Annotated in this window: 25 protein-coding genes; all 25 read left to right on the top strand. The window is 48.5% G+C overall.

All coding sequences use genetic code 11. The features are described 5' to 3' along the window. The first annotated feature begins 108 nt into the window (after nt 1-108). Nucleotides 109-684 carry a hypothetical protein gene (locus AAHA41_RS08715; protein ID WP_323069954.1) on the top strand — a complete coding sequence of 192 codons (576 nt, stop codon included), beginning with the start codon at nt 109-111 and terminating at the stop codon, nt 682-684. Nucleotides 685-757: 73 nt separating this feature from the next. Then, nucleotides 758-3,460 (top strand): TerB N-terminal domain-containing protein, encoded by a 2,703-nt coding sequence (locus AAHA41_RS08710; RefSeq protein WP_323069956.1) that lies wholly within the window; start codon nt 758-760, stop codon nt 3,458-3,460. Beyond that, the gene (locus AAHA41_RS08705) at nt 3,453-4,748 is read left to right on the top strand and encodes an ATP-binding protein (protein ID WP_323069958.1); all 1,296 of its coding nucleotides are present in this window, start codon (nt 3,453-3,455) and stop codon (nt 4,746-4,748) included. The genes AAHA41_RS08710 and AAHA41_RS08705 overlap by 8 nt, the downstream gene beginning before the upstream one ends. After that, complete coding sequence (locus AAHA41_RS08700; RefSeq protein WP_323069959.1) at nt 4,720-6,939, top strand: DEAD/DEAH box helicase; 2,220 nt, start codon at nt 4,720-4,722, stop codon at nt 6,937-6,939. Before AAHA41_RS08705 ends, AAHA41_RS08700 begins: the two co-directional genes overlap by 29 nt. A 167-nt stretch (nt 6,940-7,106) precedes the next feature. After that, nucleotides 7,107-7,346, top strand: a complete 240-nt coding sequence (locus AAHA41_RS08695; RefSeq protein WP_323069960.1) for a hypothetical protein — start codon at nt 7,107-7,109, stop codon at nt 7,344-7,346. A 62-nt stretch (nt 7,347-7,408) separates the two neighbouring features. Then, nucleotides 7,409-7,960 (top strand): hypothetical protein, encoded by a 552-nt coding sequence (locus AAHA41_RS08690; RefSeq protein ID WP_323069961.1) that lies wholly within the window; start codon nt 7,409-7,411, stop codon nt 7,958-7,960. Nucleotides 7,961-8,020: 60 nt separating this feature from the next. Next, nucleotides 8,021-8,395, top strand: a complete 375-nt coding sequence (locus AAHA41_RS08685; RefSeq protein ID WP_323069962.1) for a hypothetical protein — start codon at nt 8,021-8,023, stop codon at nt 8,393-8,395. Between the two features lie 13 nt (nt 8,396-8,408). Continuing rightward, nucleotides 8,409-8,891: a hypothetical protein gene (locus AAHA41_RS08680; protein ID WP_323069963.1), complete on the top strand. Its 483-nt coding sequence runs from the start codon at nt 8,409-8,411 to the stop codon at nt 8,889-8,891. Next, a complete protein-coding gene (locus AAHA41_RS08675) occupies nt 8,891-9,271 on the top strand; it encodes a hypothetical protein (RefSeq protein WP_323069964.1) in 381 nt (126 codons plus the stop codon). The genes AAHA41_RS08680 and AAHA41_RS08675 overlap by 1 nt, the downstream gene beginning before the upstream one ends. Nucleotides 9,272-9,341: 70 nt before the next feature. Further along, nucleotides 9,342-9,980, top strand: a complete 639-nt coding sequence (locus AAHA41_RS08670) for a DUF262 domain-containing protein (RefSeq protein WP_323069965.1) — start codon at nt 9,342-9,344, stop codon at nt 9,978-9,980. A gap of 38 nt (nt 9,981-10,018) precedes the next feature. Further along, nucleotides 10,019-10,324 (top strand): hypothetical protein, encoded by a 306-nt coding sequence (locus AAHA41_RS08665; protein ID WP_323069966.1) that lies wholly within the window; start codon nt 10,019-10,021, stop codon nt 10,322-10,324. A gap of 31 nt (nt 10,325-10,355) precedes the next feature. After that, the gene (locus tag AAHA41_RS08660; protein WP_323069967.1) at nt 10,356-10,520 is read left to right on the top strand and encodes a hypothetical protein; all 165 of its coding nucleotides are present in this window, start codon (nt 10,356-10,358) and stop codon (nt 10,518-10,520) included. A gap of 6 nt (nt 10,521-10,526) precedes the next feature. Continuing rightward, nucleotides 10,527-11,042 carry a hypothetical protein gene (locus AAHA41_RS08655; protein ID WP_323069968.1) on the top strand — a complete coding sequence of 172 codons (516 nt, stop codon included), beginning with the start codon at nt 10,527-10,529 and terminating at the stop codon, nt 11,040-11,042. Nucleotides 11,043-11,052: 10 nt separating this feature from the next. Continuing rightward, nucleotides 11,053-11,247, top strand: a complete 195-nt coding sequence (locus AAHA41_RS08650; protein WP_323069969.1) for a hypothetical protein — start codon at nt 11,053-11,055, stop codon at nt 11,245-11,247. 172 nt (nt 11,248-11,419) lie between these two features. Then, nucleotides 11,420-12,646, top strand: coding sequence for a hypothetical protein (locus AAHA41_RS08645; RefSeq protein ID WP_323071189.1), 1,227 nt, complete (start codon nt 11,420-11,422; stop codon nt 12,644-12,646). 2 nt (nt 12,647-12,648) lie between these two features. Continuing rightward, nucleotides 12,649-13,875, top strand: a complete 1,227-nt coding sequence (locus AAHA41_RS08640) for a hypothetical protein (RefSeq protein WP_323071188.1) — start codon at nt 12,649-12,651, stop codon at nt 13,873-13,875. Between the two features lies 1 nt (nt 13,876). Beyond that, nucleotides 13,877-14,731, top strand: coding sequence for a HEAT repeat domain-containing protein (locus AAHA41_RS08635; RefSeq protein ID WP_323071187.1), 855 nt, complete (start codon nt 13,877-13,879; stop codon nt 14,729-14,731). 1 nt (nt 14,732) lies between these two features. Then, complete coding sequence (locus tag AAHA41_RS08630) at nt 14,733-15,812, top strand: hypothetical protein (RefSeq protein WP_323071186.1); 1,080 nt, start codon at nt 14,733-14,735, stop codon at nt 15,810-15,812. Between the two features lies 1 nt (nt 15,813). After that, complete coding sequence (locus AAHA41_RS08625) at nt 15,814-16,806, top strand: hypothetical protein (RefSeq protein ID WP_323071185.1); 993 nt, start codon at nt 15,814-15,816, stop codon at nt 16,804-16,806. A gap of 1 nt (nt 16,807) precedes the next feature. Further along, a complete protein-coding gene (locus AAHA41_RS08620; protein ID WP_323071184.1) occupies nt 16,808-17,890 on the top strand; it encodes a hypothetical protein in 1,083 nt (360 codons plus the stop codon). A 2-nt stretch (nt 17,891-17,892) separates the two neighbouring features. Beyond that, complete coding sequence (locus AAHA41_RS08615; RefSeq protein WP_323071183.1) at nt 17,893-18,939, top strand: hypothetical protein; 1,047 nt, start codon at nt 17,893-17,895, stop codon at nt 18,937-18,939. Nucleotides 18,940-18,941: 2 nt separating this feature from the next. Continuing rightward, a complete protein-coding gene (locus tag AAHA41_RS08610; protein WP_323071182.1) occupies nt 18,942-19,787 on the top strand; it encodes a HEAT repeat domain-containing protein in 846 nt (281 codons plus the stop codon). 2 nt (nt 19,788-19,789) lie between these two features. After that, complete coding sequence (locus tag AAHA41_RS08605; RefSeq protein ID WP_323071181.1) at nt 19,790-20,749, top strand: hypothetical protein; 960 nt, start codon at nt 19,790-19,792, stop codon at nt 20,747-20,749. A 2-nt stretch (nt 20,750-20,751) separates the two neighbouring features. Then, nucleotides 20,752-21,522, top strand: coding sequence for a hypothetical protein (locus AAHA41_RS08600; protein WP_323071180.1), 771 nt, complete (start codon nt 20,752-20,754; stop codon nt 21,520-21,522). A gap of 2 nt (nt 21,523-21,524) precedes the next feature. Beyond that, nucleotides 21,525-22,394 (top strand): hypothetical protein, encoded by an 870-nt coding sequence (locus tag AAHA41_RS08595; protein ID WP_323071179.1) that lies wholly within the window; start codon nt 21,525-21,527, stop codon nt 22,392-22,394. Nucleotide 22,395 lies beyond the last annotated feature (1 nt).

Genomic DNA, 22,395 nt, shown 5'->3' with positions numbered 1-22,395 from the left:
AAAACATATGGAAGCGAAGAAGAACATGATGGTCAAGGCTTTGATATCCCCCTCATCTGGTGATGAAGATGCGGCTCAACCGATTGGCGCTGACAATAAAGGTGTATCATGATTTCTTGGGAGAAAGCACAGCTATTGAGTCAGCAGGAATTTTCGGTTCAGCTTATGCTAGCGCTGACGGATGCGGGGATCACTACCACCTTTCAACAAACCCTGTCTGAACTGACTTATATCGAAATCAGCGAAATTTCAGCATGGTTCTCTCTATCTCATGCAGTCCCCCTCCCTCAGGACAAGCGCCATCACCTCTGGCTGGCGGTCTACCACAAAACCTTATCTGCCCTAAATAAATACCGCTCCTCCAAAGGGGTAAAAATCAAACGTTGGACAGATGAAGAAGACGAATACATTATTAAAAATTTTCATCACATGACACGTTCTGAAATTGGCAAGTTTCTTGGGAGAACGGTGATTGCTGTCCGTGGGCGATGCCAAGTATTGGGGCTTACCAAAAATGCAAAAAAACTCTATGCAACGTATGACGATAACGAATTAAAGGTCGTGGAAGACATTAGCCTATCGAATCGAGAGGTCGCCGACAAACTTGAACGTCCAATTGGCTGCATCTGGATGAAACGAAAGCAGTTGGGCATCGATATAAAAAACAAAACAGCTGTTAAGTAGATAAATCAGACTCGAGCAATTCAGCCTTTTTTGATAGCATAAAAACACCGCTGAACAGGTTCGGAGATTTATCATGGCAAGACGGAGAAAACCGAAGGGAGGCACATTTCCGCTTGCCACCATAGTTTTGGGCTTCGTTGCTGTCGTTGTGGTCAAGGTTTGGGAATTGATCCAATCAATCCCTTGGCAGATTTGGGTGGTGATGGGGTGTGTATTCGCATCAGCTGTGGGGCTACACTTCGTCAAAACGAAGTGTAGCGTTCCTGCCACCCCATCAATGAAAAAATCGCCACTCGCCACTCGCCAAAAATCGGGCGCATCATCCCTACCCGACAATCCAAAACTGAAACCACAAATTGAACACTCAATGGTCAACCACTCACCTGATATGCCAGAACGGCATATCCAACATCAGGTATTGACACCATCCTCTGGAGATTTGCCTGTTGTGACGCATCCTGATGAGCAAGATCAGTCCACCAGCTCAATTACAGTGACGGTGACAGCCCCAAACATGGTCAGCCAGGCAGTGGCTCCGGGTAAAAACGTCGCTTTCTTTGACGACCTGATCTCCGTGTCCAGAGCCCCGCGCGTGGATATGCAAAATGAATACAGCATTCCCCTGCCCGATTTTGATCCCATCCACGTTGAGGATGATTGCATTTTGACGGACAAAGCGGACCTTGAGGCTGCTGGGGCGGACATCCGGGGACAATGGTTATCCCCTGGTGAAAGCATCACCCTGGCGGGCTTAGAAATCACTGGTGGCATGCTTTATGTGGGTGGCTATCGGCTGCCCGCTGGGCTTTCTGACGAGCCGTCATTGATCAACCCGCTGTTAGATGTCTTCAAAGGTGATGTGAATCTCAGCACGTCGGTTGATGGTTATTGGCCAAGTTACAAACGGCTTAGCCCAAGAGGCCGAAAGGCCTATCTGCAATGGCTGGCTGGTGGCCGAAAAGACCCTGCGGCGAATGTTGGCTATGTGTTCCTGTTTTTCTATGGTCTGGAACGGCGATTTCTCATCGACCTTGGCAACGACGAGGCCAGTAAGCTTGATGTCCTGTTTATTGAAGCAGAGGTTCGAAGGTTGCTTAGCATTTACGGAGACAACTATTCGTTCAAAGGGTATGCGTCCAAATTTTTGGATTGCATTAACCTTCAGGATGAGAGCCGAAATCTCTATGAGTTGCCAGCTCCAGAATTGGAATACCGGACATACGAATACCCATTAATTATCAAAATGTGCTTGGGGCAGCTGGTAAGAGACAAAAAGCCGGTGCCTGCGGACTGGGCCCTAGCTTGGGTTGTTTCCATCCCCTTTATTTCATTGCGCACGCCAGTTGAGCGATGCCCTGATTTGTTCAGGAAAGTATTTTTGAAGCTTTATGCTGAACGTCATGGTGAGGGGCTCCGGCTAAAAGAGCTCAAAACAAGGGTTCAACTCACCTATACCCCAGCATCAGAAGCCTTACGTGGTCATTCCATCCAGCGTAGCCTTGACCTTTCTGACGTGGCCTCGTCTACGCCATTGACGGATAAACTGCGAGCGCTACTCGATGCAAGTACCGATGTAATTGATCAATACAGCCGATATATTGCTCGTAACCCGGACAAAACAACGGCATTGGAAGCGCAGCTGTTGTTGCCAACATACCTTTGGCACAAAGACATCAGCGACGGATTCACTCAATTGCAATCTGATGTAGGGAGTGGCCTGGCAACCATCAGTTGGGGCGAACTGTTGGCGAAGTTCAATTCTAACGGCAAGCTGAATAAGGACCAAAAGGCCAAGTTTGCAAATGCCCTGGCTGATTACCAGCTCTGCATTGAACCGAGTTTGTTGGCCAGTGCGAAATCACCAGCCCCGGAAAGCAAGATGGTTGTTTACTCGGTTACTGGAACTCAGATTGCGGCCCATGAGGAAAAGAATTCGCTTACCGCTGCAATCGGTCTTGATCTGGCATGCATTGTCTTGCATAGCGATGACAGTAATCGCTCAGTCAAAGCCGATTTTTTGGCCGCACAAATTGACGCACTGAAAGACCTTCATCACTCGCAGCGCAATCGCCTCAAGGCCAAGCTCGTGCTTGGTGTAGAAAATCCACCAGCCCTGGCATTGGTCCGCAAACAGATCGAGCTGCTGACGACTGATGCCAAGAGTCTGATCGCAAGACTCTTGGTGGGGGTTGTCAAAGCAGACGGCACAATAACCCCCGATGAAGTCAAATCCCTTGAGAAAATGTATAAGTTGCTGGGGTTAGATAGCCAGCAGCTGTATTCCGATCTGCACGCTGATGATGTGGTAGTGCCTCCATCCTCAGCGACCATCAACAACGCGCCTTCTGGCGCAGCCGCGCCCGCGTTCGCTCTGGATGCCGATCGGATTGCCAAGTTGCAGGCCGAATCGAAATCGGTTGCCGCTATTCTGGCAACAGTGTTTACCGAAGATGATCATCAGTCCGCTATCTCAGAGGTTGTTGAACATGCAGCCCAACAAGTACCCGATTCTGCCCCCTCGGCGAGCAAGCCGGAACCTGTTGGCATTTGTGGTCTGGACCATGAGCACTCTTCATTACTTCGCCATCTGCTGACACAACCCGAGTGGGCCAGAGACGAGCTGGTGGCCTTTGCCACTCAGATCGGCCTTATGCTCGATGGGGCTCTGGAGCAGATCAACGAAAGCATGCTGGACCTGTACGACGAGATGCTGATTGAAGGCGATGACCCTATCGAAATTAACCAAGACCTGTTGGAGCAAATCCCCCATGAGTAAGATACGAGCAAAAGACCGGGATGCTGTGATCCAATCCCTACGAGCTGGCGTTGTACCCCGGACCGGCCAGCACTTGATCCAGGTTGGGCGCAAGAATGAGTTGAATGCGTTCATCGCAGACATCGACCGCGTGGCGGATACCGGCTCTGCGTTCCGACTCGTGATCGGCGAGTATGGTTCCGGCAAAACGTTCGTGCTGAACCTTGTCCGCTCGATCGCATTGGAGAAAAAGCTGGTGACGGTTCATGCAGACCTCAACCCTGACCGTCGATTGCATGCAAGCGGTGGGCAAGCCAGGTCCCTGTATTCCGAGCTCCTGAAAAACATGGCCACCCGGACAAAACCGGAAGGTGGTGCATTGACTGGTGTCGTGGAGAAGTTCATTTCCCAAGCTAAAAATGAAGCGAAGGAAGCGGAGATCGACCCGGAGCGGATGATCCGCAAAAAGCTCGAGCAGCTTTCTGAAATGGTGAATGGTTACGACTTTGCCGAAGTGATCGCTTGTTACTGCCGTGGGTTTGAAAACGGTGATGAGCAGCTGAAAGCAGATGCAATCCGTTGGCTACGCGGCGAGTTCTCGACTAAGACCGATGCCCGGACAGCATTGGGGGTACGCACCATTGTCGACGACGCATCGATGTACGATCAGCTTAAATTGCTGGCGCGATTTGTCCGGCTTGCTGGGTTTTCTGGGCTTTTGGTTTGCCTGGATGAACTGGTCAACCTGTATAAGCTTTCCAATACTCAGGCTCGAAACTCCAACTACGAGCAGATCCTGCGCATTCTCAATGACTCCCTGCAAGGTTCTGCCGAAGGCCTGGGGTTCATCTTGGGTGGCACGCCTGAATTCCTTATGGACACTCGGCGAGGCCTTTACAGCTATTCGGCCCTCCACTCCCGATTGGCAGAGAATAGCTTCGCCCAAGCAGGCCTGGTTGATTACTCGGGACCAGTGATGCGCCTGTCCAGCCTGACCCCCGAAGATTTCTTTGTCTTGTTGCAAAAAATCCGGGATGTCTATGCATTCGGCGATGAGACCAAATATGCCCTGCCAGATGATGCCCTCCCCGCCTTCATGGCGCACTGCGCTACTCGGTTAGGTGAGTCCTATTTTCGCACCCCTCGGACAACGATCACTGCGTTCATCAATCTGCTGGCCGTACTGGAGCAAAACCCAGGAGCAGACTGGAAAGAGCTCATCGGATTTACCGATGTGACAGCAGACACCGGAGCGGAGCTCGACGCGGCAACAGAGGACGATGATGAGTTCGCATCCTTCCAACTCTGACTCCAGACACTTCGAGAAGCTGGATGAGCGCATTCGTCGCTGGATCTGGCAGAAGGGTTGGACATCACTTCGCGATGCGCAGGAAAGGGCTATTCCTGCGCTTATTGACGCCGACCGGGATGTGATTGTTGCTGCGGCTACTGCCGCTGGTAAAACGGAAGCTGCATTCTTACCGATCCTTACCAATCTGTTGGCCTCCCCTAAACCGGGGACAGTGCTCTACATCAGCCCACTTAAAGCGCTGATTAACGATCAGTGGGACCGGCTTAACGGGCTATGTGAAGCATTGGAGATCCCGGTAACCGGGTGGCACGGTGATGTGAATTACAGCAGTAAAAGCCGGTTTCTGAAAAACCCTAGTGGGATCTTGCTGATCACCCCGGAATCATTGGAAGCACTGTTCGTCAATCGGGGGGCCTCCATACCTGGATTGATGGCCTATTTGCGCTATGTGGTCATTGATGAGCTCCATGCGTTCATCGGCGACGAACGGGGGAAGCAGCTGCAGTCATTAATGCACCGGGTCGAAATCGCGATAGGTCGAGTTGTTCCCAGAGTCGGGTTATCTGCCACTCTGGGTGACATGCACCTTGCATCCTGTTTTCTGCGCCCAGCAAAGCCAGATGGTGTCGAGCTCATAGAGTCAAAGGATGGTGGGCAAGACCTCAAGGTTATGCTCAAGGGGTATATCGATGCGGTATCGGATCAAAATGCCGAAGCCGATGATGATGACCCCAGCACTCCTTATGCGGCTATCTGCAATCACATGTACAAGGTTTTGAAAGGGACCAACAATCTCGTTTTCCCAAACTCCCGATCCAGCGTTGAGAAATACACCGACCGGTTGCGCAGGCTATGTGAGCGTGACAAGGTGCCGAACCAATTCTGGGCCCATCACGGCAGCCTATCCAAAGCGTACAGGGAAGAGACTGAGCAGGCGCTTAAATCCGGTGAAGCTCCCGCCACTGCTATTTGCACCAGCACCTTGGAACTCGGGATTGATATCGGTGCGGTCAAATGCATTTGCCAAATTGGCCGTCCACCAGCGGTGTCTAGTCTACGTCAGAGACTGGGGCGCTCAGGTCGCCGCAAAGGTGAATCAGCCATCCTGCGGGGGTATCTGATAGAGCCAGAAGTGGGCCCCAAAACCAGCCTCGCAGACTCCTTACGTGAAGGCCTGGTTCAGGCAATAGCGATGGTGAGGCTGCTCATTGATGGCTGGTTTGAACCCCCACGAGTGGGAGGGATCCACGGCTCAACGCTAGTACAACAGATCATGTCTCTGATAGCAGAGCGTGGCGGTGCCGATGCCAAAGAGTTATGGCGCACACTGTTAGCGCCGGGAGCACCGTTCGCGGGGATGGAACGAGAGGAATATCTGCAGCTGCTCAAGCAAATGGGCACCCTCAAGATGCTTGTGCAGGATAGCTCTGGCCTACTGCTCCATGGAGAAGTGGGAGAGAAGATAGTCAATCACTACGACTTTTATGCTTCTTTTGTCAGTGATGAAGAGTACCGCCTCATCTGTGGCTCAACTCAAGTCGGCCTGATCCCGGTAACCCGCCCGCTTGTTGTCGGTCAGAAAGTGATTTTCGCTGGGCGCCGCTGGTTGGTTCAGGATGTCAGTGAAGAAAAAAAATCTATCTACGTGACCCCATCAAAAGGCGGGTCCCCTCCTGTGTTCGATAACTGCAGTGCCGTCGTACATGAACGGGTGCGGCAGGAGATGAAAACTGTGTTGTCTGGTGATTTTCACGTGCCATTTCTTGATGCCAACGCGCAAGAGCTCCTAGCTGAAGGCCGAGAGAACTTCAGCCAGGCGAACCTCAACGATGAGTCAATCATTGAAGTGAGCAGCTGTAACAGCCTGTTATTCACTTGGTCTGGCGATCTGGCTAATGATGCTCTGGTGCTGCTGCTTCAGCGGCAAGGGCTCGAGGCGACAAATGAAGGCCTGAGCATTTCGGTGCCCTGCTCTCGCAGCGCGTTGCTAGATGCCTTGAACACCATCGCTAATGACGGAGTTGTCACACCAGATGATCTCCTGCGGAACGTCCAGAACCTTAGCCGAGAAAAGTGGGATTGGGTTCTCCCAGGGGGCCTTTTGCGCAAGTCATATGCATCACTGCATTTGGATATCGAAGGGGCCAAACGTGTGGCTGGCGATCTATCCAAGACTCACAAAGGGTAATGTTAAATACACGTGTATTAAAGATTGACAACTGAGTCTCTGCTGATATCATTAATACACGTGTAAAAATGCAGGTGGCACCCAGCAGTGGCTGAGAGGACCTTGTATGCGGGTAACGCCGCCCCCCACACGATGCTGCAGGTCTCCTGCGTATAGAGGAAAACGGCATGGCTGACATTGTTCTTACCCCGGCCCAGAGTCGGATGCTATCAAAGGCAGTTGCGACCCTGAACGAGGTTCTACACCAGCTCCAACTGGAAAATCCAGATTGCAATATAAATTGGTATCTAGAATCCGGTGCTCTTCACCTTATGGGCGGTGATTCCCATGATGATGATGGCCGTGCCCGCCAAGATTTGGTTATTGAGACCTTCACCTTGGACAAGGCTGATGGCGGCGGTTGGTAAACAAGCTAGAGGAAAAGGCATGTTTATTGTCTGGATTAAGATGACCACGCCAGGAGAGGATTATGAGCAATATTGAAATTTCGGCGGGGGAGTCCGTACACCTTTCCGCAAAGGGAGAGCAAAATCCCAACCGCTTTTTCATTGAGTTCAAATGGGAACCGACACCAAGACGGCGCAGTTTGATTGAACGATTCTTTTTCATCAAAAGAGCAAATCAGGAACTGCCGATTGAATGTGATTTTGAAGTCTCTACAGAAGCCCACGATGTTAACCACAATCGGCTCGGCGAAATGACCTTTAAGCGCAATTGCGCTGCAATTGAAGGGCTGAAACACTTCACGGGCAAGCGGTGTCAGGAGTTTGTATCTATTGACTTCGACAAACTATCAAGCAAGACAGAATGTCTTATCTTCTCAATATTTGATGAGCGTCCAAAAATATTCTGGTGTGATGGTCACTTCACTTGCACGATCACAAATAGCGATAAGGTGGAGTTGTTAAAATACGAGTACCGCTTCCCCGGAGGAGCCCCTTCAATCTTCCCTTACCCCTGTATAGCGAGAATCCAGCTCGTCGATAATCATTGGACATTCACTGCGCTGGCAGATCACTAAAACGGAATTTATCGACGAAAAGCAGGGCAGTGAAACATTCAAGCAATAAGGAACTTGTAAATGATATTCAATGAAAAAACGCATCTTGGTGGTGTAACATCACGCACAAACGAAACCTGTCTCGTGAGCGAGCCTGTTGTCGTCAAGATCGATGGCCATGATATTGAATTATGCCTTAGCGACGCATTCCTGCTCTGCACGGGTCTTGCTGGCGCCATTGAGAGGGTCAAACAGTCAGAGATCGAGCTCATGGGCGATGGCACTTCATACAACGTCGCGGTGATAGGCTCGTCGCGTAGCGGGATGTCTATGCCACGCTCAAAACTCGGCGATGGTGAATTCATCTATCTCGATGGCATGGCTGATGTTTCCAGCATACCTGATCTATCAACTCTGGCTGCTCTTGACGCTACTCCAGATTCGCATGGTCTGTGAACCATAAAAGACGATGCCATCAAATAGTCAGCTCAGAGAAAAAATCATGCTCAGAAATTGTTCAAAAATTAGCGTTCTTGCTGTGGCCTTGCTGTTTAGTAGCTCTACATTTTCTAGTGAAAATGAGAACTGTATAAGCGCAGCTGAAGTGGAGTTTGGTATTCCTACCAATGTATTGAAAGCTCTGTTCATCCATGCACAGCAAGAAAATTCGGCCCCTTCCTTAGTTGGTCCAATGAAACTCTATACGGGATCCGCCAGCGTCGCAGATAAACAGCTGTCGGCCGATACCGCTGATGTTAATGGTGTCTGTCGGAGTTATAGAATGGCTGCATGGTGGCTGATGAACCCTGCTGGTGGTCGAGTGGAAAAAGATATTTGGGTCGCGGTGAAGCGATATTTCCACGGAGATAACGTCATTTCCGAAACCAGTGACCAGAGCAAAGTAGTAAAAGCCATCTATGAGTCTATGACCCCTAATGCAAGGAGCAACTGATGAAACGTCCATTTTTAGCCGGTTTTGTTCTTGGGGGAATAGTAGCGACTATCTCGATATACGTGACAAACATGCCTCCTGAAATTCCAGATCCACTAGCTTATGCATCTGTGCCATCAACACCCACGGGCATTTGTTCGTTTGGTGTAACAACGTCTGGTGGGGTCATTCAGGCTGTAGATTGGCAGGCACTTCAGCCAATCGGATATTTTGAAAAGTATGCTGGTGGTAAAGTGGCTCTGATTACCCCTGAGGGGTATGCACCAGATGTTACGGAATGCTTTAAAGATGAGGCTCTAAAGAAATTCCTCCCTGAAATAACCACAGCAGCAAATGGGCCTAAAGTTGGCGACAGCGCAGAACTGATCCAGGAGTTGTGAAGCACCGGCAAAAGGATAATCGGTGGCCTAGGAATGACCGTGGCCGTCGACAAAACAAGAGGATGTAGCAGTGAAAAAAAATGACGGGCATGAACAAGCCCCGGTGACAGGATTCCACAGATATGACGGTGCAGACCTTGTGGATGATGTGAACTCCATGCCTCAAGATGATTTGAGTCCGGCCACCAGCCGTTTGAGCATTGGTGAATTGCTCGGGCGCTTCGAAGATTTTTGTAATGACCCTGCATACGGAGCAAAACGCTTTCCTTGGGCTAAAGGCTTTGCTATGGGCTTTCCCCTCCCCTCCTTCCAACGTGATCTTGTGTGGACTACTGAGCAGAAGACCCGTTTCATCCGCTCAATTTGGGCTGGTGTCGATCTTGGCACTTATCTGGTGAACGACGTCATGCAGTTGATTGGTGACGAAAGCGACGTGATTTTTCGCGAGTTTAGTGAAGCTCTTCTTGATGGACAGCAACGCCTGACCACATTGGAGCAATACGTTACCAATGTGTTTACCGTGCCGGACATTAACGGTAATGCCAAATACTGGGGAGAGCTCGGAAGATCAGAACGGCGACGCTTCTGCGGGATCACCTTCACAATGGCAACCATTAAATGCTGGGATGAGGCAACGCTCAGACATGCTTATGACATTCGTGCTTTTGGCGGCACAGCTCACAAAGAATCGGAGCGGGCATCAAGATAGGTGCTTTGCAATAAATTGACTGATAGGACATGTGTTGTATGGATACCCAAAAGAATGTCGGCGCTAATGAAAAGACCGGTTTTGCAAACGACCTGTACATGTTGTTTTTGTCAGGGAAAAACACATTTAGGCTGCACCTGTCCTCCATTACAGGATTGAGTGCGATCATCGGTGTCTATCTCGTTGTTGACGCCCTGCGTGCTCACGTAGCCGATGTTCCGCCAGCAATTTTCACCATGTCAGGATTATTTCTTGTGATGGTATTCCTTGGTGTGCTGGCTGGATGCTTTGTTTATGGTGCGATTAGGTTGATTGGTTTATTTTTTTCAGGATGGAATGGGTAAATAACGGAGTTGGTTATTAGGTGAGGATTATATGACTGATGACAATATGACAAAAGAGCAGATTTTGGCGCAGATTAATACTCTGTCAGATGAGATTGATGCGAATGAAGAAGAAAATCGCATCATGCAAGATAAAATTGAGACCCTCTATTTGCAGCTGGATAAGCTGGAAGGACAAGGGCGGAGCGAAGGTTGAGTGCTGATGAAATATAAATCTGGCATGGCGTTGATTGAATTAACTGTCGTTGTTGCTGTGATTGCATGTCTGTTTTTATTGTTTAAGTCGAACTGGTATCCATGGGCGTCCGTGGACGTTGATACATCCCCATCGCCTGAATACCAAAAAACAGTTGAAACCTACAAGCTAAAACCTGCATCCACTGTCATTCTAAATGGGAAATACATCGGTAATGGTGTTATAGATGGTCATGACGTAAACGTGACATATGTTTTTGAGAATGGTATGAAAGTTAAAAAGGTAATGGAGGTTAAACTTTGGGGTAAAAACTTCTTTCAGGGTGAGGCCAATTACAAACAAGTTGGTTCAACTCTGGTGTTCACAAACATATCGGGGGATGCTTTTTTGTTTCCAGCGATAGGTGAGCCTGTGGTTGTGGAGGACCAAGATTCCGTTCTGCTCGTAGGAAGTGGCAACATTAGAATTAAATCTGAAGCACTTGCAATCAATCAGTCTTCAGCTGAAGGACAAACAAAATAGGGCTCATAAGATGAGTGATGATGATAAAAAGTGGCTCGTCATTACTGACGAAATCCAGGTTGGTCCGGTGCTGGCGGTGCTCCTGCTGATCTACATTCTCGTATCAGGCAACATCACCTGGTGGTTGGCACTGCTGGTTGTTTTTCTCTGGAGTTTTCACGGGAATGTCGTCATCAACTGGCGTAAGTTGTTTCGTCGTCGTTGAGTTGCCATCCCTGAGCGCCCCCTAGCCCCTATAGGGCTTCCCCCACGGTAACCCCCCCTTCGGAGCGCCGATATGGACATCGGCCTTCTTGGAGAACGATCATATCTCACAAGCAATGGCAAATTTTATTTGGTAGTATATAAAAACAAAGCTACCGGATTGAACTGTCGATATGGACCACTCTTCACCAGCTTGCCTTACCCCCACAGAAGCTGCCGTACAGCAGGCTAAGGTGCTTGCAGCTATAACCACCGATAATGTGGATGATCGCCATTACGTGGCGAGCCATCTCTCTTGCCCCCGATATGCGCTTGAGGCGCTAGTTCAGGATGCGAGTGCCAAGGTCCGCGCAGCTGTTGCTGGCAATCCAAATTCGCCAGCGCATCTCCTCGAAACGCTTGCTGCCGATGAGGACAGAACGGTCAGAATGTATGTGGGGCAGCACCCCAACACCCCTGTCGCCACGTTGGTCAAACTAAGCTCTGACAATCATGCGGATGCCATTTTTAGTGTGTCCAGTGTTGCGAGTAATCCCAATTGTACCGTTACGATGCTCGAGGTACTCGCTAAAGACGCAAGATGGGAAGTCCGCGAAGCTGTCGTCGAGAACCCCACCACCCCCGCGTACCTGCGCAATGCGATGGCAAGTGACGATAACCACGATGTCCGGGCCAGAGTGGCTATACATACAGCAGATCAAGAGGTATTGGCTCGTTTGTCCCAGGATCCGGATGGTCTGGTGAGGATGTATACCTCTCAGAACCCAGCGTGTGCTATCGATCTGATGAGCCAATTGGCCATGGATAAAGAATGGGCTATTCGGGCTGGGGTTGCGTGCAACAGGAATTGTCCCGCAGCGCTCTTGTCTATCTTGGCCAATGACTCTGATGCCAGGGTGAGATGCGATGTGGCAAAAAACCCCAATTGCACCGACGAGATATTGGGGAAGTTGGTAACTGATACCGATGACAAGGTCAGGGATTGTATCGTCCAAAGGCACGATTGCCCGCAAGCTATTTTGTCGTTTATGGCAACTGACCGAGACCCATTGATCCGCAGTCATGTGGCTATTCATTACTCTACTCCCATCGTCATCCAGCTGCAGATGGCTTGCTTTGACGTAGACGAAGATGTCCGGGAGGATGCCAAGACATATCTGCAAAGCCTACCTCAAGCGATTTGGCCAAAGGTAGTCGCTAGTGGCACTTCTTTATCAAAACCAATCAGTGATGCAGCTGCTGGCCCCCATCTAGGAGATGCGTTGCTACGTAGGGGCCTAGCTGACGTATACCAGTTCATCCAGAGCGCGGAACTAACACTGCAGCTTCATCAAGCTGCCAGTCAGGATATGACGACCCAAAACACTGTTCCGGCCTCTCCCCAGCGTTTGAGGATGTAACTATGTCGGCAATTGAATTAGGTCATCTCAGTCATGAAGAAAAGGCGAACCTAGCATCCTCATCCAATGCAAATTTGGAGGAGCTGACTCTCCTGTCCATGGATGTAGAAAGTTATATTCGTAGTTGCGTGGCAAGGAATGTCTTTTGCCCTCCTGAATTACTAGCAGAAATGTGCCATGACACAGATCCTAGTGTGCTTAGAGAAATCGCAGGAAATAGTAATACCTCTACAGCGGCTCTTGCCATTCTGGAAACGGATCATGACTGTTTTGTCCGCCGTAGCGTGGCTCGACATCCAAATTGCGATGTCGAACAAATGAAAAGAATGTCCATAGATGATGACCTTTTTGTGCGATCAGCGGTAGCCCAAAATGTAAACTGTCCCCGCGATCTGTTGATGATTTTATCGGGTGATATAGTTGATGTTCTTGTCCCGGTTGCTAGACATCCAAATTGCCCTGAAGAACTGTTTGAGTCGCTAGCTAAAAACCCCGCTAGTGAAGTCCGCTGGTCCATCGCGAGCAATAAAAATGCTCCCCCAGCATTATTGTCTTCAATGGTAGAGGATGAGGAAGAAAGAGTCCGCGCCAATATCGCACTGAATTTGAATTGCGATAGCGAATCGCTTGAAATACTTGCCGGAGATGCAAGTAACATTGTGCGTTCTAATGTGGCCAGTAATGTAAATTGTGCCCCTCACCTGCTTGAAAAATTGGCTGATGATTATGCGTGGGAAGTACGCAAAGAAGTTGCTTCTCATCCAAGCTGCCCTAATGATTTGCTGTCATCTTTGGCTAGCGATGATGCCTCAATGGTTTCGATCGCTGTCGCAAGCAACATAATAACCCCTGTCGAAATACTGGCCAGGCTATCTATAGCACAAGAAGAAAATCTGCGCCTTGCGCTCATTAAAAACCCACATCTACCTGTAGATTCCCTTATCCACATCGCATGTGATTCGTTTTATTCCCCATTGATTTTGAGTGCTTGCCGCGCTGCGCTGGGAAAGGTTGACACCAAGATATGGGAAAATGCTGTTGCTGGCGGGCTCTCATTATCTGTTGAGCTAAACATGGTTGAGACGATCGGCGATAGGCTCATCCAATATGGATTCGGCGATGCCTACCAAGCAATACAATCAGCTGAACTCAACCTCAGGATCAATAACATGATCCCGAGCGCTAATCAGGTCAAAACTCAGGCTTTGAGTCGAAAGTTGAGGATGTGACATGGATATTTCAGCACTGAATGATGATCAAAAGTGGGAGCTCGTTGTAGCAACAGGCACATCATCAAAAGAGCTTGTTGAACTTTTTAATGGAGTAGACCGTTCGGATCGAGCAATGCGTCGAGCAATTGCCGAGCATGTCAATTGTCCAATTGACTTGCTCATCGCCTTTTCATCTGACCCAGGCGAATATCACGCCGTTAGAAGAGAGTCTGTAGGCAATAAGAACTTTCCGATCTCTCTGTTACATTTAATGGCTGATGACAATAAACATTATTTCGTTCGAGAAGGTGCTGCAAAACACCCTCTTTGTCCAAAAGAATTACTTATCAAGCTTGCATCAGATGCGTGTGATAGCGTTCGTGAATCAGTGGCAAATAATCAAAGCTGTCCAAAAGAAACACTAAGTGTTCTGGCCACTGATAGTGAGGTTATTGTACGCAGAGGAGCAGCATTCAATCCAACCTTGTCTATTGAGACATTGCATTTACTTGCTGAAGACCACGACTGGCTTGTTCGACTTGGTGTGAGCGGCCACCCCATGTATCCAAAAAAATGGCTATTTGAAAAGCTCTTGTTTGATACCGATGATGATGTCCGTAATTCGGCTTGTGAATACTTAAACGAACTGAGCCAATCAGACTGGCTAAATATCGTTACAGGGGGCGTGTCGCTTGGAATGCCAATTTCGCATCTACCACCTGGTTGCCTGCTTGGTGACCATCTTATTCAGCACAACTATGTTGCCATTTACCAATCGCTTCAGTCAGCGGAGCTAGCCATAAAGGCACATGACATCAGCAAGGACGTTATATTTGGCGATGATCAAGCTTCGAGTCAAAAGTTAAGGATGTAACATGGATATTTCGATACTGAAAGATGCCAAAAAATGGGGCCCTATTGACGCACTCGAAACACCACCAGAGCAACTTGCAGCTCTTCTGCATGGCGCTGATGAATATCTACGCGCGGCAATTGCTAAGCATGCAAATTGCAGCAAAGATGTGCTTGAACACTTAGCAAAGGATGCGCACTGGGAGGTCAGAGCCAGTGTGGCATCAAATAATGGGTGTGGCGCACGACTACTGAAAACATTAGCTTCTGATGAGCACGATCAAGTTCGTATACGTTTGGCTCACAATGAAAATTGCCCAGTTGATTTGCTTGATTCCTATGTATCAGATCCTTGCGAAAATCCTGCTGTTAAGCAGGCGGCCATTGGTAATAAAAACTACCCAGTTGCCTTATTGCAACTTATGGATATTGAAACTCAGGAAGATTACATCAGGCAGGGAGTAGCAAAAAACCCCAACTGTCCAATGAGCTTGCTCGTCAAGCTCTCAAACGATCATTGCGTCAGTGTTCGCGAATGTGTCGCTAGCAACATTAATTGCCATGAAGATTTGTTGCGTACTTTGGCAGACGATGAAGAAGCTGAAGTCGCGGCAAAGGTAGCTGGAAATATCAATTGCCCAATCGACTTATTAATGTCAATGGTAAAAGACCCAGAGGTAATGGTCCGTCGAGCCGTAGCATTCAATCCGATGCTACCTATTGAGACACTATATGCACTATCAGAAGACGATGATGTTTTTGTACGCCTTGCAATCAGCGAAAATCCGAGCGCCACAGTCAAATTACTTGTAAATGCCATATTGCGAGACGAATTTGATGAGTTTCTTGAGCCTGCCAGTTTAGTTCTTAATAAGAAGAACCATAAAGATTGGCTGGAAGCAGTTAAGGATGGTGTGTCGCTAAAGATGCAAATACCACATCAGCCTCCCGGCAGTCTGCTCGGAGAGTATCTCATTCAGCACAACAATGTCGCCATATACCAGGCGATTCAATCTGCAGAACTGGCCATCATGATCGGTGATATAAATTCGGATATTTGCCAGACCGATGCCAAGTCGTCGAGTCGCAAGCTAAGGATGTAATATGGACATTTCGAAGCTTGACGAATTCACTGGTGTGAGAGTTGTATTGGCAACTAGCACGACCAAACCATCACTATTGGCTAGTTTTGCCAATGATGAGTCTGTAGACGTGAGGGCTTGCGTTGCTTCTAACCAGGCGACTCCTGTAGCAGTATTGGAGCAGATGTCCAAGGATGGGGCTTGGAATGTCCGTGACCGCGTTGCACAAAATCCTAATACACCAGTCGAAGTGCTCATTTCCTTAGCTGGCGATGAGGAAGATATTGTAAGAATGGCTATCGCGGCAAGCCCTCATATCCCCTCCAGTAAGCTGGTTGAGCTAGCATCGGATAATAGCAAGGCAGTGCAATGCAGTGCAGCTCAAAACCCAAATTGCCCGACAGACCAATTGGAGCTCCTTGCCAAGGATACCTTGTGGAGCATAAGACAGCATGTAGCCCGCAATCTGAATGTCCCTGTCAGCCTGTTGACTCGGCTGGCGAATGATCGTGACACTGATGTCAGATGCGAAATTGCCGCGAATCCCAGCACTCCCATTGAATTACTTGTTGCGCTAACTGAGGATGACAACGGAGCGGTCAGAGGTAGTGTCGCCAGGCACTACCCCCGTTATGACGGATGCTTCATTTCGATGACGGTTGATGAAGATTATTATGTGCGTCTATGCGCGGCAGAAAACAAAGTTTGCCCTGTCGAAATGTTGGTAAAGCTTCTTAACGATCCTGAAGATGAAGTGCGCATAAGTGCTGATGAGGCGTTGGGCACTAAATCAGCGGAAGATTTTAAAAAGGCTGTTAGCGAGGGACTTTCACTGTCTACATCGTTCAATAGCGGTTCGCCGGATAAAACGCTCGGGGAAGCCTTAGTTGATGCTGGACTTTCTAACGTTTATCAATCTATTCAAGCTGCTGAACTCGCCATCAAGATTAATGGCATTAATGGTGATATTAATCAGGTTGGCGCTCAAGTATTGAATCGGAAGTTGAGGATGTGAGATGGATATTTCAGCCTATGCTTATGCACAAAAAGCGATGTTGGCCAAATCAGCTGATACAACTCATGAAATATTGTCTCAACTTATCAATGAAAAACACATACAGCTTCGTGCCAGTGTGGCCGCAAATATTGCAACACCAGCCGCAATGTTAATGAAATTGTCGAAAGACAAAGAATGGGATGTCCGGGAGAAGGTGTCACAGAATATCAATACACCTGTTGACGTATTGCTCTACCTGGCTAATGACAAGGACACCAATGTGCGTGCTGGTGTTGCATCTAATCCAAACGTTCCAATCAGCGTTATGGTTAACTTGGCAAGTGACACGCAACCTGTTGTAAGGATCAGTGTTGCATCCAATCCTAATGTGCCAGCCCAAATACTGGAGAAATTGGCTTTTGATGATGTAGATAGGGTGCGTAGCCGAGCTGCACAGCATCCAAAACTTCCTGTCGGCCAGTTGGCCATCCTGGCTGAGGATGAAAATTGGGAGGTTAGGAGAGGGGTGGCCAGAAACCATAGCATCACAATCGACCTTCTGCATCGTTTGGCGAGTGATTGCGACGCTGAAGTCAGAACAGACGTTGCCGCCAACCCTAATAGCTCGCTAAACCTTCTTATTGCACTGTCACGAGATGAAGACGGAAATGTTAGAGGCAATACCGCAAAGCGTTTGCCATGTGATAGCGAGCGCTTCATGGCAATGGCCGTTGATGACGATTACCATGTACGTCTTTGTGCTGCAGAAAACAGAAACTGTCCTGCCGATGTATTGGTAACGCTCGTCAACGAAGACGATTTTTTTGTGCAAGCCAGCGCGAAAGAAGGGTTGCGCTGTAAAACTATGGAAGCTTGGGAAAAAGAAGTTTCAGAGGGTTTTTCTCTCTCTGCAGATATCAATGATGGTCCGATAAAAAAGACGTTTGGTGACATATTGCTTGAGGCGGGTCTGAGTAATGTCTATCAAACGATCCAGTCTGTTAAGTTGACACTTATTGTGAAAACAAACACTGAAAAATCAATGACCCTGGCAGAACAGGATCAAAGCATAACTCCCTGCGTCAAGACCTTGAGGATGTAAGCATGAGTGTGAATCACAGGTACGGTGTAAAACGTGGGTTTATCAGCGATCTTGCGACAAAGGTTAAACAGGCCTTTTCTCTATTTGGTGGCTCCCGAGAACAACAACAGTTCCAAATCGCCAAAGATGAGCCCTCCCCTTTATCTATCGAAGAAAGGATTGCCCTGGCGCAGTCTATAAATGCCTCCGAATATGAACTGGATCTGCTTGCTCGAGATGTGCAATGTGAAGTCCGGTGTCATGCCGCGCAAAACCCAAAGTGCCCGACAATGACCCTGGCGGATATAGCCAAGGATAAGAGCCGGGATGTCAGGCTCAGTGTGGCTGTCAACCCTAATGTGCATGTCACTTTGCTTACCGAAATGTTGATTTCGGAGAGTGACGTGCAGGTTCAAAACACTATATACAAAGCCATACAAGCCCAGGACAACTATAGATTTATACGAAGTGACCTAGCTGGCAAACCCAATATTCCGGGCTCTATTCTTGCTCTGCTGGGTGCAGATCATGATCATGGAGTACGCGAGTGGGCCGCTGCTCATCCTAACTGCCCTGGCGACATCATGTTAACGCTGTCTACCGATCACCATTGGGGAGTTCGAGTGGCTGTTGCAGCCAATCCAATCTGTTCAGCCAGCATCTTGTCATCAATATCCAATGACCATAACGAAGACGTTCGCGCTATGGCAGCAGGCAATCCTAATTGCCCGACCTTATCATTGATCAGACTCGCAAATGATGTTGATTCTGAAACCAGGTCTAATGCACAAAATATGCTATGTAGTAAAACCAAAGACTTTTGGATAAAAGCTGTAGATAACGGCATTTCATTGTCGAGCATTATCGAAAACTGTTTTATTTACACTAGCAATAGGCTCGTTAGCACTACGATTGGTGATGCATTGCTGGCTGCCGGGCTTTCTAATGTTTACCAATTAATCCAGTCTGCAGAATTGACCATACAAGTGAAGCAATCTTCCGACATCACAAAGAACCCTGATCCCCTCCCCCTGATCGGCGCTCCCCGTGTCCGCAATTTAAGGATGTGAGTATGAGTGAATTATCTGCACCAGACAACATTTCATTAGCCATTAGCTTAAGCACGCCCCCTGAATTGTTAGCTAAGTTAGCGTTCGAAACAGATCCAGATACGCGCTGTTGTGTGGCAGGTAACGCCAAATGTCCAGAATCGCTGTTAATCCAACTGGCACAAGATGAAAATCCGGAAGTCAGAGCTCGAGTGGCAGAGAATCAGAGCGCACCGGTAAGCTTGCTCGTCCAGCTATCAGAAGATTGGGAAGACCTTGTGCGCGAGGGTGTCGCTGCGAATCCGATCTGCCCAATTCAATTGCTTACCAAGCTGGCAGTCGATGACATTGGTGAGGTTAGAAGTGGGGCAGCACGAAACCCCGACTGCCCTATCGAACTGCTTGTTAATTTGGCTGTTGATGAACATTGGCTGGTACGAAGCGAGGTTTTTTCTAACCCAAATTTCCCTGTCGAGCTATTTGAAAAATTCGATATAAATGATGATGAGTTAGATGTGTGCTTATCAGTAATTAAAAATCCAAAATGTCCAATTAGAACGTTGATTGCCATGGCTAACGATACCCGGCATTTTGTGATGTCTACAGCTCAGAGTAACCTGCGCTTCAAAGATCAAGCTTATTGGGTGCAGGCCGTTGTTGAGGGGTTTTCACTATCCACCAGAGTAAATGAAAACACTTCTGATAAAACATGTGGGGATGCCTTGCTAGATGCAGGGCTAACCGATGTTTATCAACTGCTCCAATCCATTGAGCTGACCAATAAGGTTAGACAGACGATAGATGAATCTTTGCAGTCAGCGAACACCGAAGGGGAAATCACTTCTCACAAAAACATTGTGAGGATGTAGTCATGAATTTTAGCGACTTACCTGAGCTAGATAAAATGTCATTAGCAATAAATGAAAAAACTGCTCCGGATGTGCTGTCTAAATTAAGCCATGATGCAAATTGTAGAGCTCAGGTCGCTGAAAATGCGTCAACACCAGTAGAAACCTTAGTGAGGCTAGCAGATGATGAAATGCCCTTTGTTCGAGCTCGCCTTGCATCCAACCCACAAATCCCTGTTTATCTCCTGATTAAGCTGGCTAATGATACTGAATTCTCTGTGCGAAGTAGTGTTGCCAGACACCCTAATTGTCCGATTGAACAGTTGGAGTCTCTGGCTAAAGATGATGCTTGGTGTGTGAAAGAAAATGTAGCCAGCAATCGCAATACTCCAGCCGAACTGCTGTATCTCATAGCTGATTATCGCAATACGGATATGTCAGCTTTCGATGATTGTCAAAAATGGGCCTTAATTGACACTGTAGGCGAGGTCGCAGCCAACCATAATTGCCCAATAGATCTCCTCGTTGCATTATCAGAGCATAGTAATGGTGAAGTTAGAGGTCGTGTTGCTAAACATATTCCTAGCTCTCACGAGCGTTTTATTTCAATGACAGTTGATGGCGATTTCTATGTAAGATCTTGCGCTGCCGAAAATAAAGATTGCTCTATTGAAATTCTGGTAATGCTCCTCAATGACACAGAGGAATTGGTGCGAATACGCGCTGAGGAAAATCTGAGTGGCAAATCAGGGGAGGACTTTGAAAAAGCTGTTTGCGATGGTTTATTTCTGTCCACCCCTGTCTGTAACAGCCAAGATAAAACTGTCGGGAGTGTCCTACTGGATGCCGGACTGACTGATGCTTACCAAGCTGTCCAGGCTGCAGAGATATACAGAATGGTTACACAGGCCACCAGCGGATCTGCCGATTCTGCTGTATCCGGAAAAACAATGGCTTCCATAGCTGGTAGTTTGAGGATGTGACAATGAACGTAAGCTCGCTTTCTTACACCGAAAAATACGAACTGGTCCGTGATCCGGACATTGATGTGACGCATCTTGTGCAGTTGGCAAAAGATGCAGATACAGATCTGCTTTGCTATGTCGCTGAACATCCAAGCTGCCCTGCCACCCTGCTGGAGGATCTGGCACACGACAGCGAATCTGTTGTTAGATGTTGCGTGGCGGGTAATAGAAACACCCCAGGCCACCTATTGGTGACATTTGCCAGTGATAAAGACTGGGATGTGCGCCATGCTGCTGCGGAGAACGCTAATCTCCCGGTTAAGCTGATGAGCCAGCTTGCCCAGGATGAGTATGAGGATGTTCGCTGTGGAGTGGCTGCCAATCGAAATTGCACGGTCGAGCTGTTGGTGACCTTGGCTAGCGATGACGATGATGGGGTTCGTTCTCAGGTCGCGAGGCATCATCATTGCCCCGCTACGCTACTCGTGACCCTGGTTGGTGATGATGGCACTGATGTGCAGTCAAACGCGCAGAGAGCGTTGCGCAGTAAGGATTCAGCCTTTTGGGCGAAGGTAATCCTTGAGGGTTTTTCACTTTCCACTCCGATCGGTCGCGGCTCAACCCAAAAGGCATCCGGGGAAATCTTACTGGAGGCAAAGCTCTCAGACGTCTACCAATCAATCCAATCAGCAGAGATCGCACTTCGAATCACAGAAACCACCAGTAACCCAGCTGGCTTCGCAGAACCGGATCAAAATTCCATACCGCGCACCAGCTCTTTGAGGATGTAAGCATGAATTTGACATCACATGCGTCTCCAAAACTGTTGGCGACTCTTTCTACGAGCGACTGCAGATACACGAGATGTCGGGTTGCTGCCGACAACAACAGCTCTCTCGAGCTGCTGGCTATCTTGGCCAAGGATGACGCCTGGCAAGTTCGTGGGGATGTGGCTCGCAACGATAACTGTCCAAAAGACTTATTGGCCAGCTTGGCAAAAGATGACGTTCCTGGCGTGCGCTGTGGTTGCGCTGAAAACAGTAAGGCGCCAACCGAGCTGTTGGCAATCCTCGTCACCGATACAAACATGGATGTACGACGTGCGGTGGCAGAGAATCCCAATATCTCAATTGTTCATCTGATGGACTTGGCAAAAGATGCAGAATGGGTGGTCCGTAAGGCTACCGCAACGAACCCTCGGACACCCACCAGCGTGCTGGCCTTACTGTCCAGCGATCATGAGGGGGACGTTCGGTGCAGTGTCGCGGCGAATCCATGTTGCCCTGAAGAGTTACTGATCACTTTGGCCAATGATGCAGATCTACTCGTCCGTTGTCGGGTGGCAACCAACCCTAATTGTCCCATCCTTACATTGATTACTTTGGCCAATCATGACGGTCAATACCCGAGTTCAAGCGCCAAGAATACACTGCGCAGCAAGAGCGCTGAATTTTGGTGTGCAGCAGTAACCCAAGGGATATCTCTATCGACGCCATTCAAAGAGGGGTTGCCTGGCAAGACATTGGGTGATGCCCTTCTTGCTGTATCGATGGTTGATGTTTACCACACCATTCAGGAGATAGAGATCGCCCACCAGCTCAATAGGAGCGAACCAACACCGCGATCTGAATCCACTAGAGAAAAGAGTAAGTGGAGTATGTGAC

Source organism: Aeromonas sp. SER, from assembly GCF_038739615.1.
Lineage (GTDB): Bacteria > Pseudomonadota > Gammaproteobacteria > Enterobacterales > Aeromonadaceae > Aeromonas > Aeromonas jandaei.
This window is presented reverse-complemented; position numbering and strand designations above follow the sequence as displayed.

Bases quoted from the DNA above. Each gene is read 5' to 3' on its own strand.
- AAHA41_RS08640 (WP_323071188.1), top strand. From the start codon at position 12,649: ATGTCGGCAATTGAATTAGGTCATCTCAGTCATGAAGAAAAGGCGAAC.
- AAHA41_RS08605 (WP_323071181.1), top strand. From the start codon at position 19,790: ATGAATTTTAGCGACTTACCTGAGCTAGATAAAATGTCATTAGCAATA.
- AAHA41_RS08680 (WP_323069963.1), top strand. From the start codon at position 8,409: ATGCCATCAAATAGTCAGCTCAGAGAAAAAATCATGCTCAGAAATTGT.
- AAHA41_RS08630 (WP_323071186.1), top strand. From the start codon at position 14,733: ATGGATATTTCGATACTGAAAGATGCCAAAAAATGGGGCCCTATTGAC.
- AAHA41_RS08715 (WP_323069954.1), top strand. From the start codon at position 109: ATGATTTCTTGGGAGAAAGCACAGCTATTGAGTCAGCAGGAATTTTCG.
- AAHA41_RS08660 (WP_323069967.1), top strand. From the start codon at position 10,356: ATGACTGATGACAATATGACAAAAGAGCAGATTTTGGCGCAGATTAAT.
- AAHA41_RS08600 (WP_323071180.1), top strand. From the start codon at position 20,752: ATGAACGTAAGCTCGCTTTCTTACACCGAAAAATACGAACTGGTCCGT.
- AAHA41_RS08595 (WP_323071179.1), top strand. From the start codon at position 21,525: ATGAATTTGACATCACATGCGTCTCCAAAACTGTTGGCGACTCTTTCT.
- AAHA41_RS08655 (WP_323069968.1), top strand. From the start codon at position 10,527: ATGAAATATAAATCTGGCATGGCGTTGATTGAATTAACTGTCGTTGTT.
- AAHA41_RS08695 (WP_323069960.1), top strand. From the start codon at position 7,107: ATGGCTGACATTGTTCTTACCCCGGCCCAGAGTCGGATGCTATCAAAG.
- AAHA41_RS08645 (WP_323071189.1), top strand. From the start codon at position 11,420: ATGGACCACTCTTCACCAGCTTGCCTTACCCCCACAGAAGCTGCCGTA.
- AAHA41_RS08650 (WP_323069969.1), top strand. From the start codon at position 11,053: ATGAGTGATGATGATAAAAAGTGGCTCGTCATTACTGACGAAATCCAG.
- AAHA41_RS08635 (WP_323071187.1), top strand. From the start codon at position 13,877: ATGGATATTTCAGCACTGAATGATGATCAAAAGTGGGAGCTCGTTGTA.
- AAHA41_RS08700 (WP_323069959.1), top strand. From the start codon at position 4,720: ATGATGAGTTCGCATCCTTCCAACTCTGACTCCAGACACTTCGAGAAG.
- AAHA41_RS08620 (WP_323071184.1), top strand. From the start codon at position 16,808: ATGGATATTTCAGCCTATGCTTATGCACAAAAAGCGATGTTGGCCAAA.
- AAHA41_RS08690 (WP_323069961.1), top strand. From the start codon at position 7,409: ATGAGCAATATTGAAATTTCGGCGGGGGAGTCCGTACACCTTTCCGCA.
- AAHA41_RS08615 (WP_323071183.1), top strand. From the start codon at position 17,893: ATGAGTGTGAATCACAGGTACGGTGTAAAACGTGGGTTTATCAGCGAT.
- AAHA41_RS08625 (WP_323071185.1), top strand. From the start codon at position 15,814: ATGGACATTTCGAAGCTTGACGAATTCACTGGTGTGAGAGTTGTATTG.
- AAHA41_RS08710 (WP_323069956.1), top strand. From the start codon at position 758: ATGGCAAGACGGAGAAAACCGAAGGGAGGCACATTTCCGCTTGCCACC.
- AAHA41_RS08675 (WP_323069964.1), top strand. From the start codon at position 8,891: ATGAAACGTCCATTTTTAGCCGGTTTTGTTCTTGGGGGAATAGTAGCG.
- AAHA41_RS08610 (WP_323071182.1), top strand. From the start codon at position 18,942: ATGAGTGAATTATCTGCACCAGACAACATTTCATTAGCCATTAGCTTA.
- AAHA41_RS08685 (WP_323069962.1), top strand. From the start codon at position 8,021: ATGATATTCAATGAAAAAACGCATCTTGGTGGTGTAACATCACGCACA.
- AAHA41_RS08705 (WP_323069958.1), top strand. From the start codon at position 3,453: ATGAGTAAGATACGAGCAAAAGACCGGGATGCTGTGATCCAATCCCTA.
- AAHA41_RS08665 (WP_323069966.1), top strand. From the start codon at position 10,019: ATGGATACCCAAAAGAATGTCGGCGCTAATGAAAAGACCGGTTTTGCA.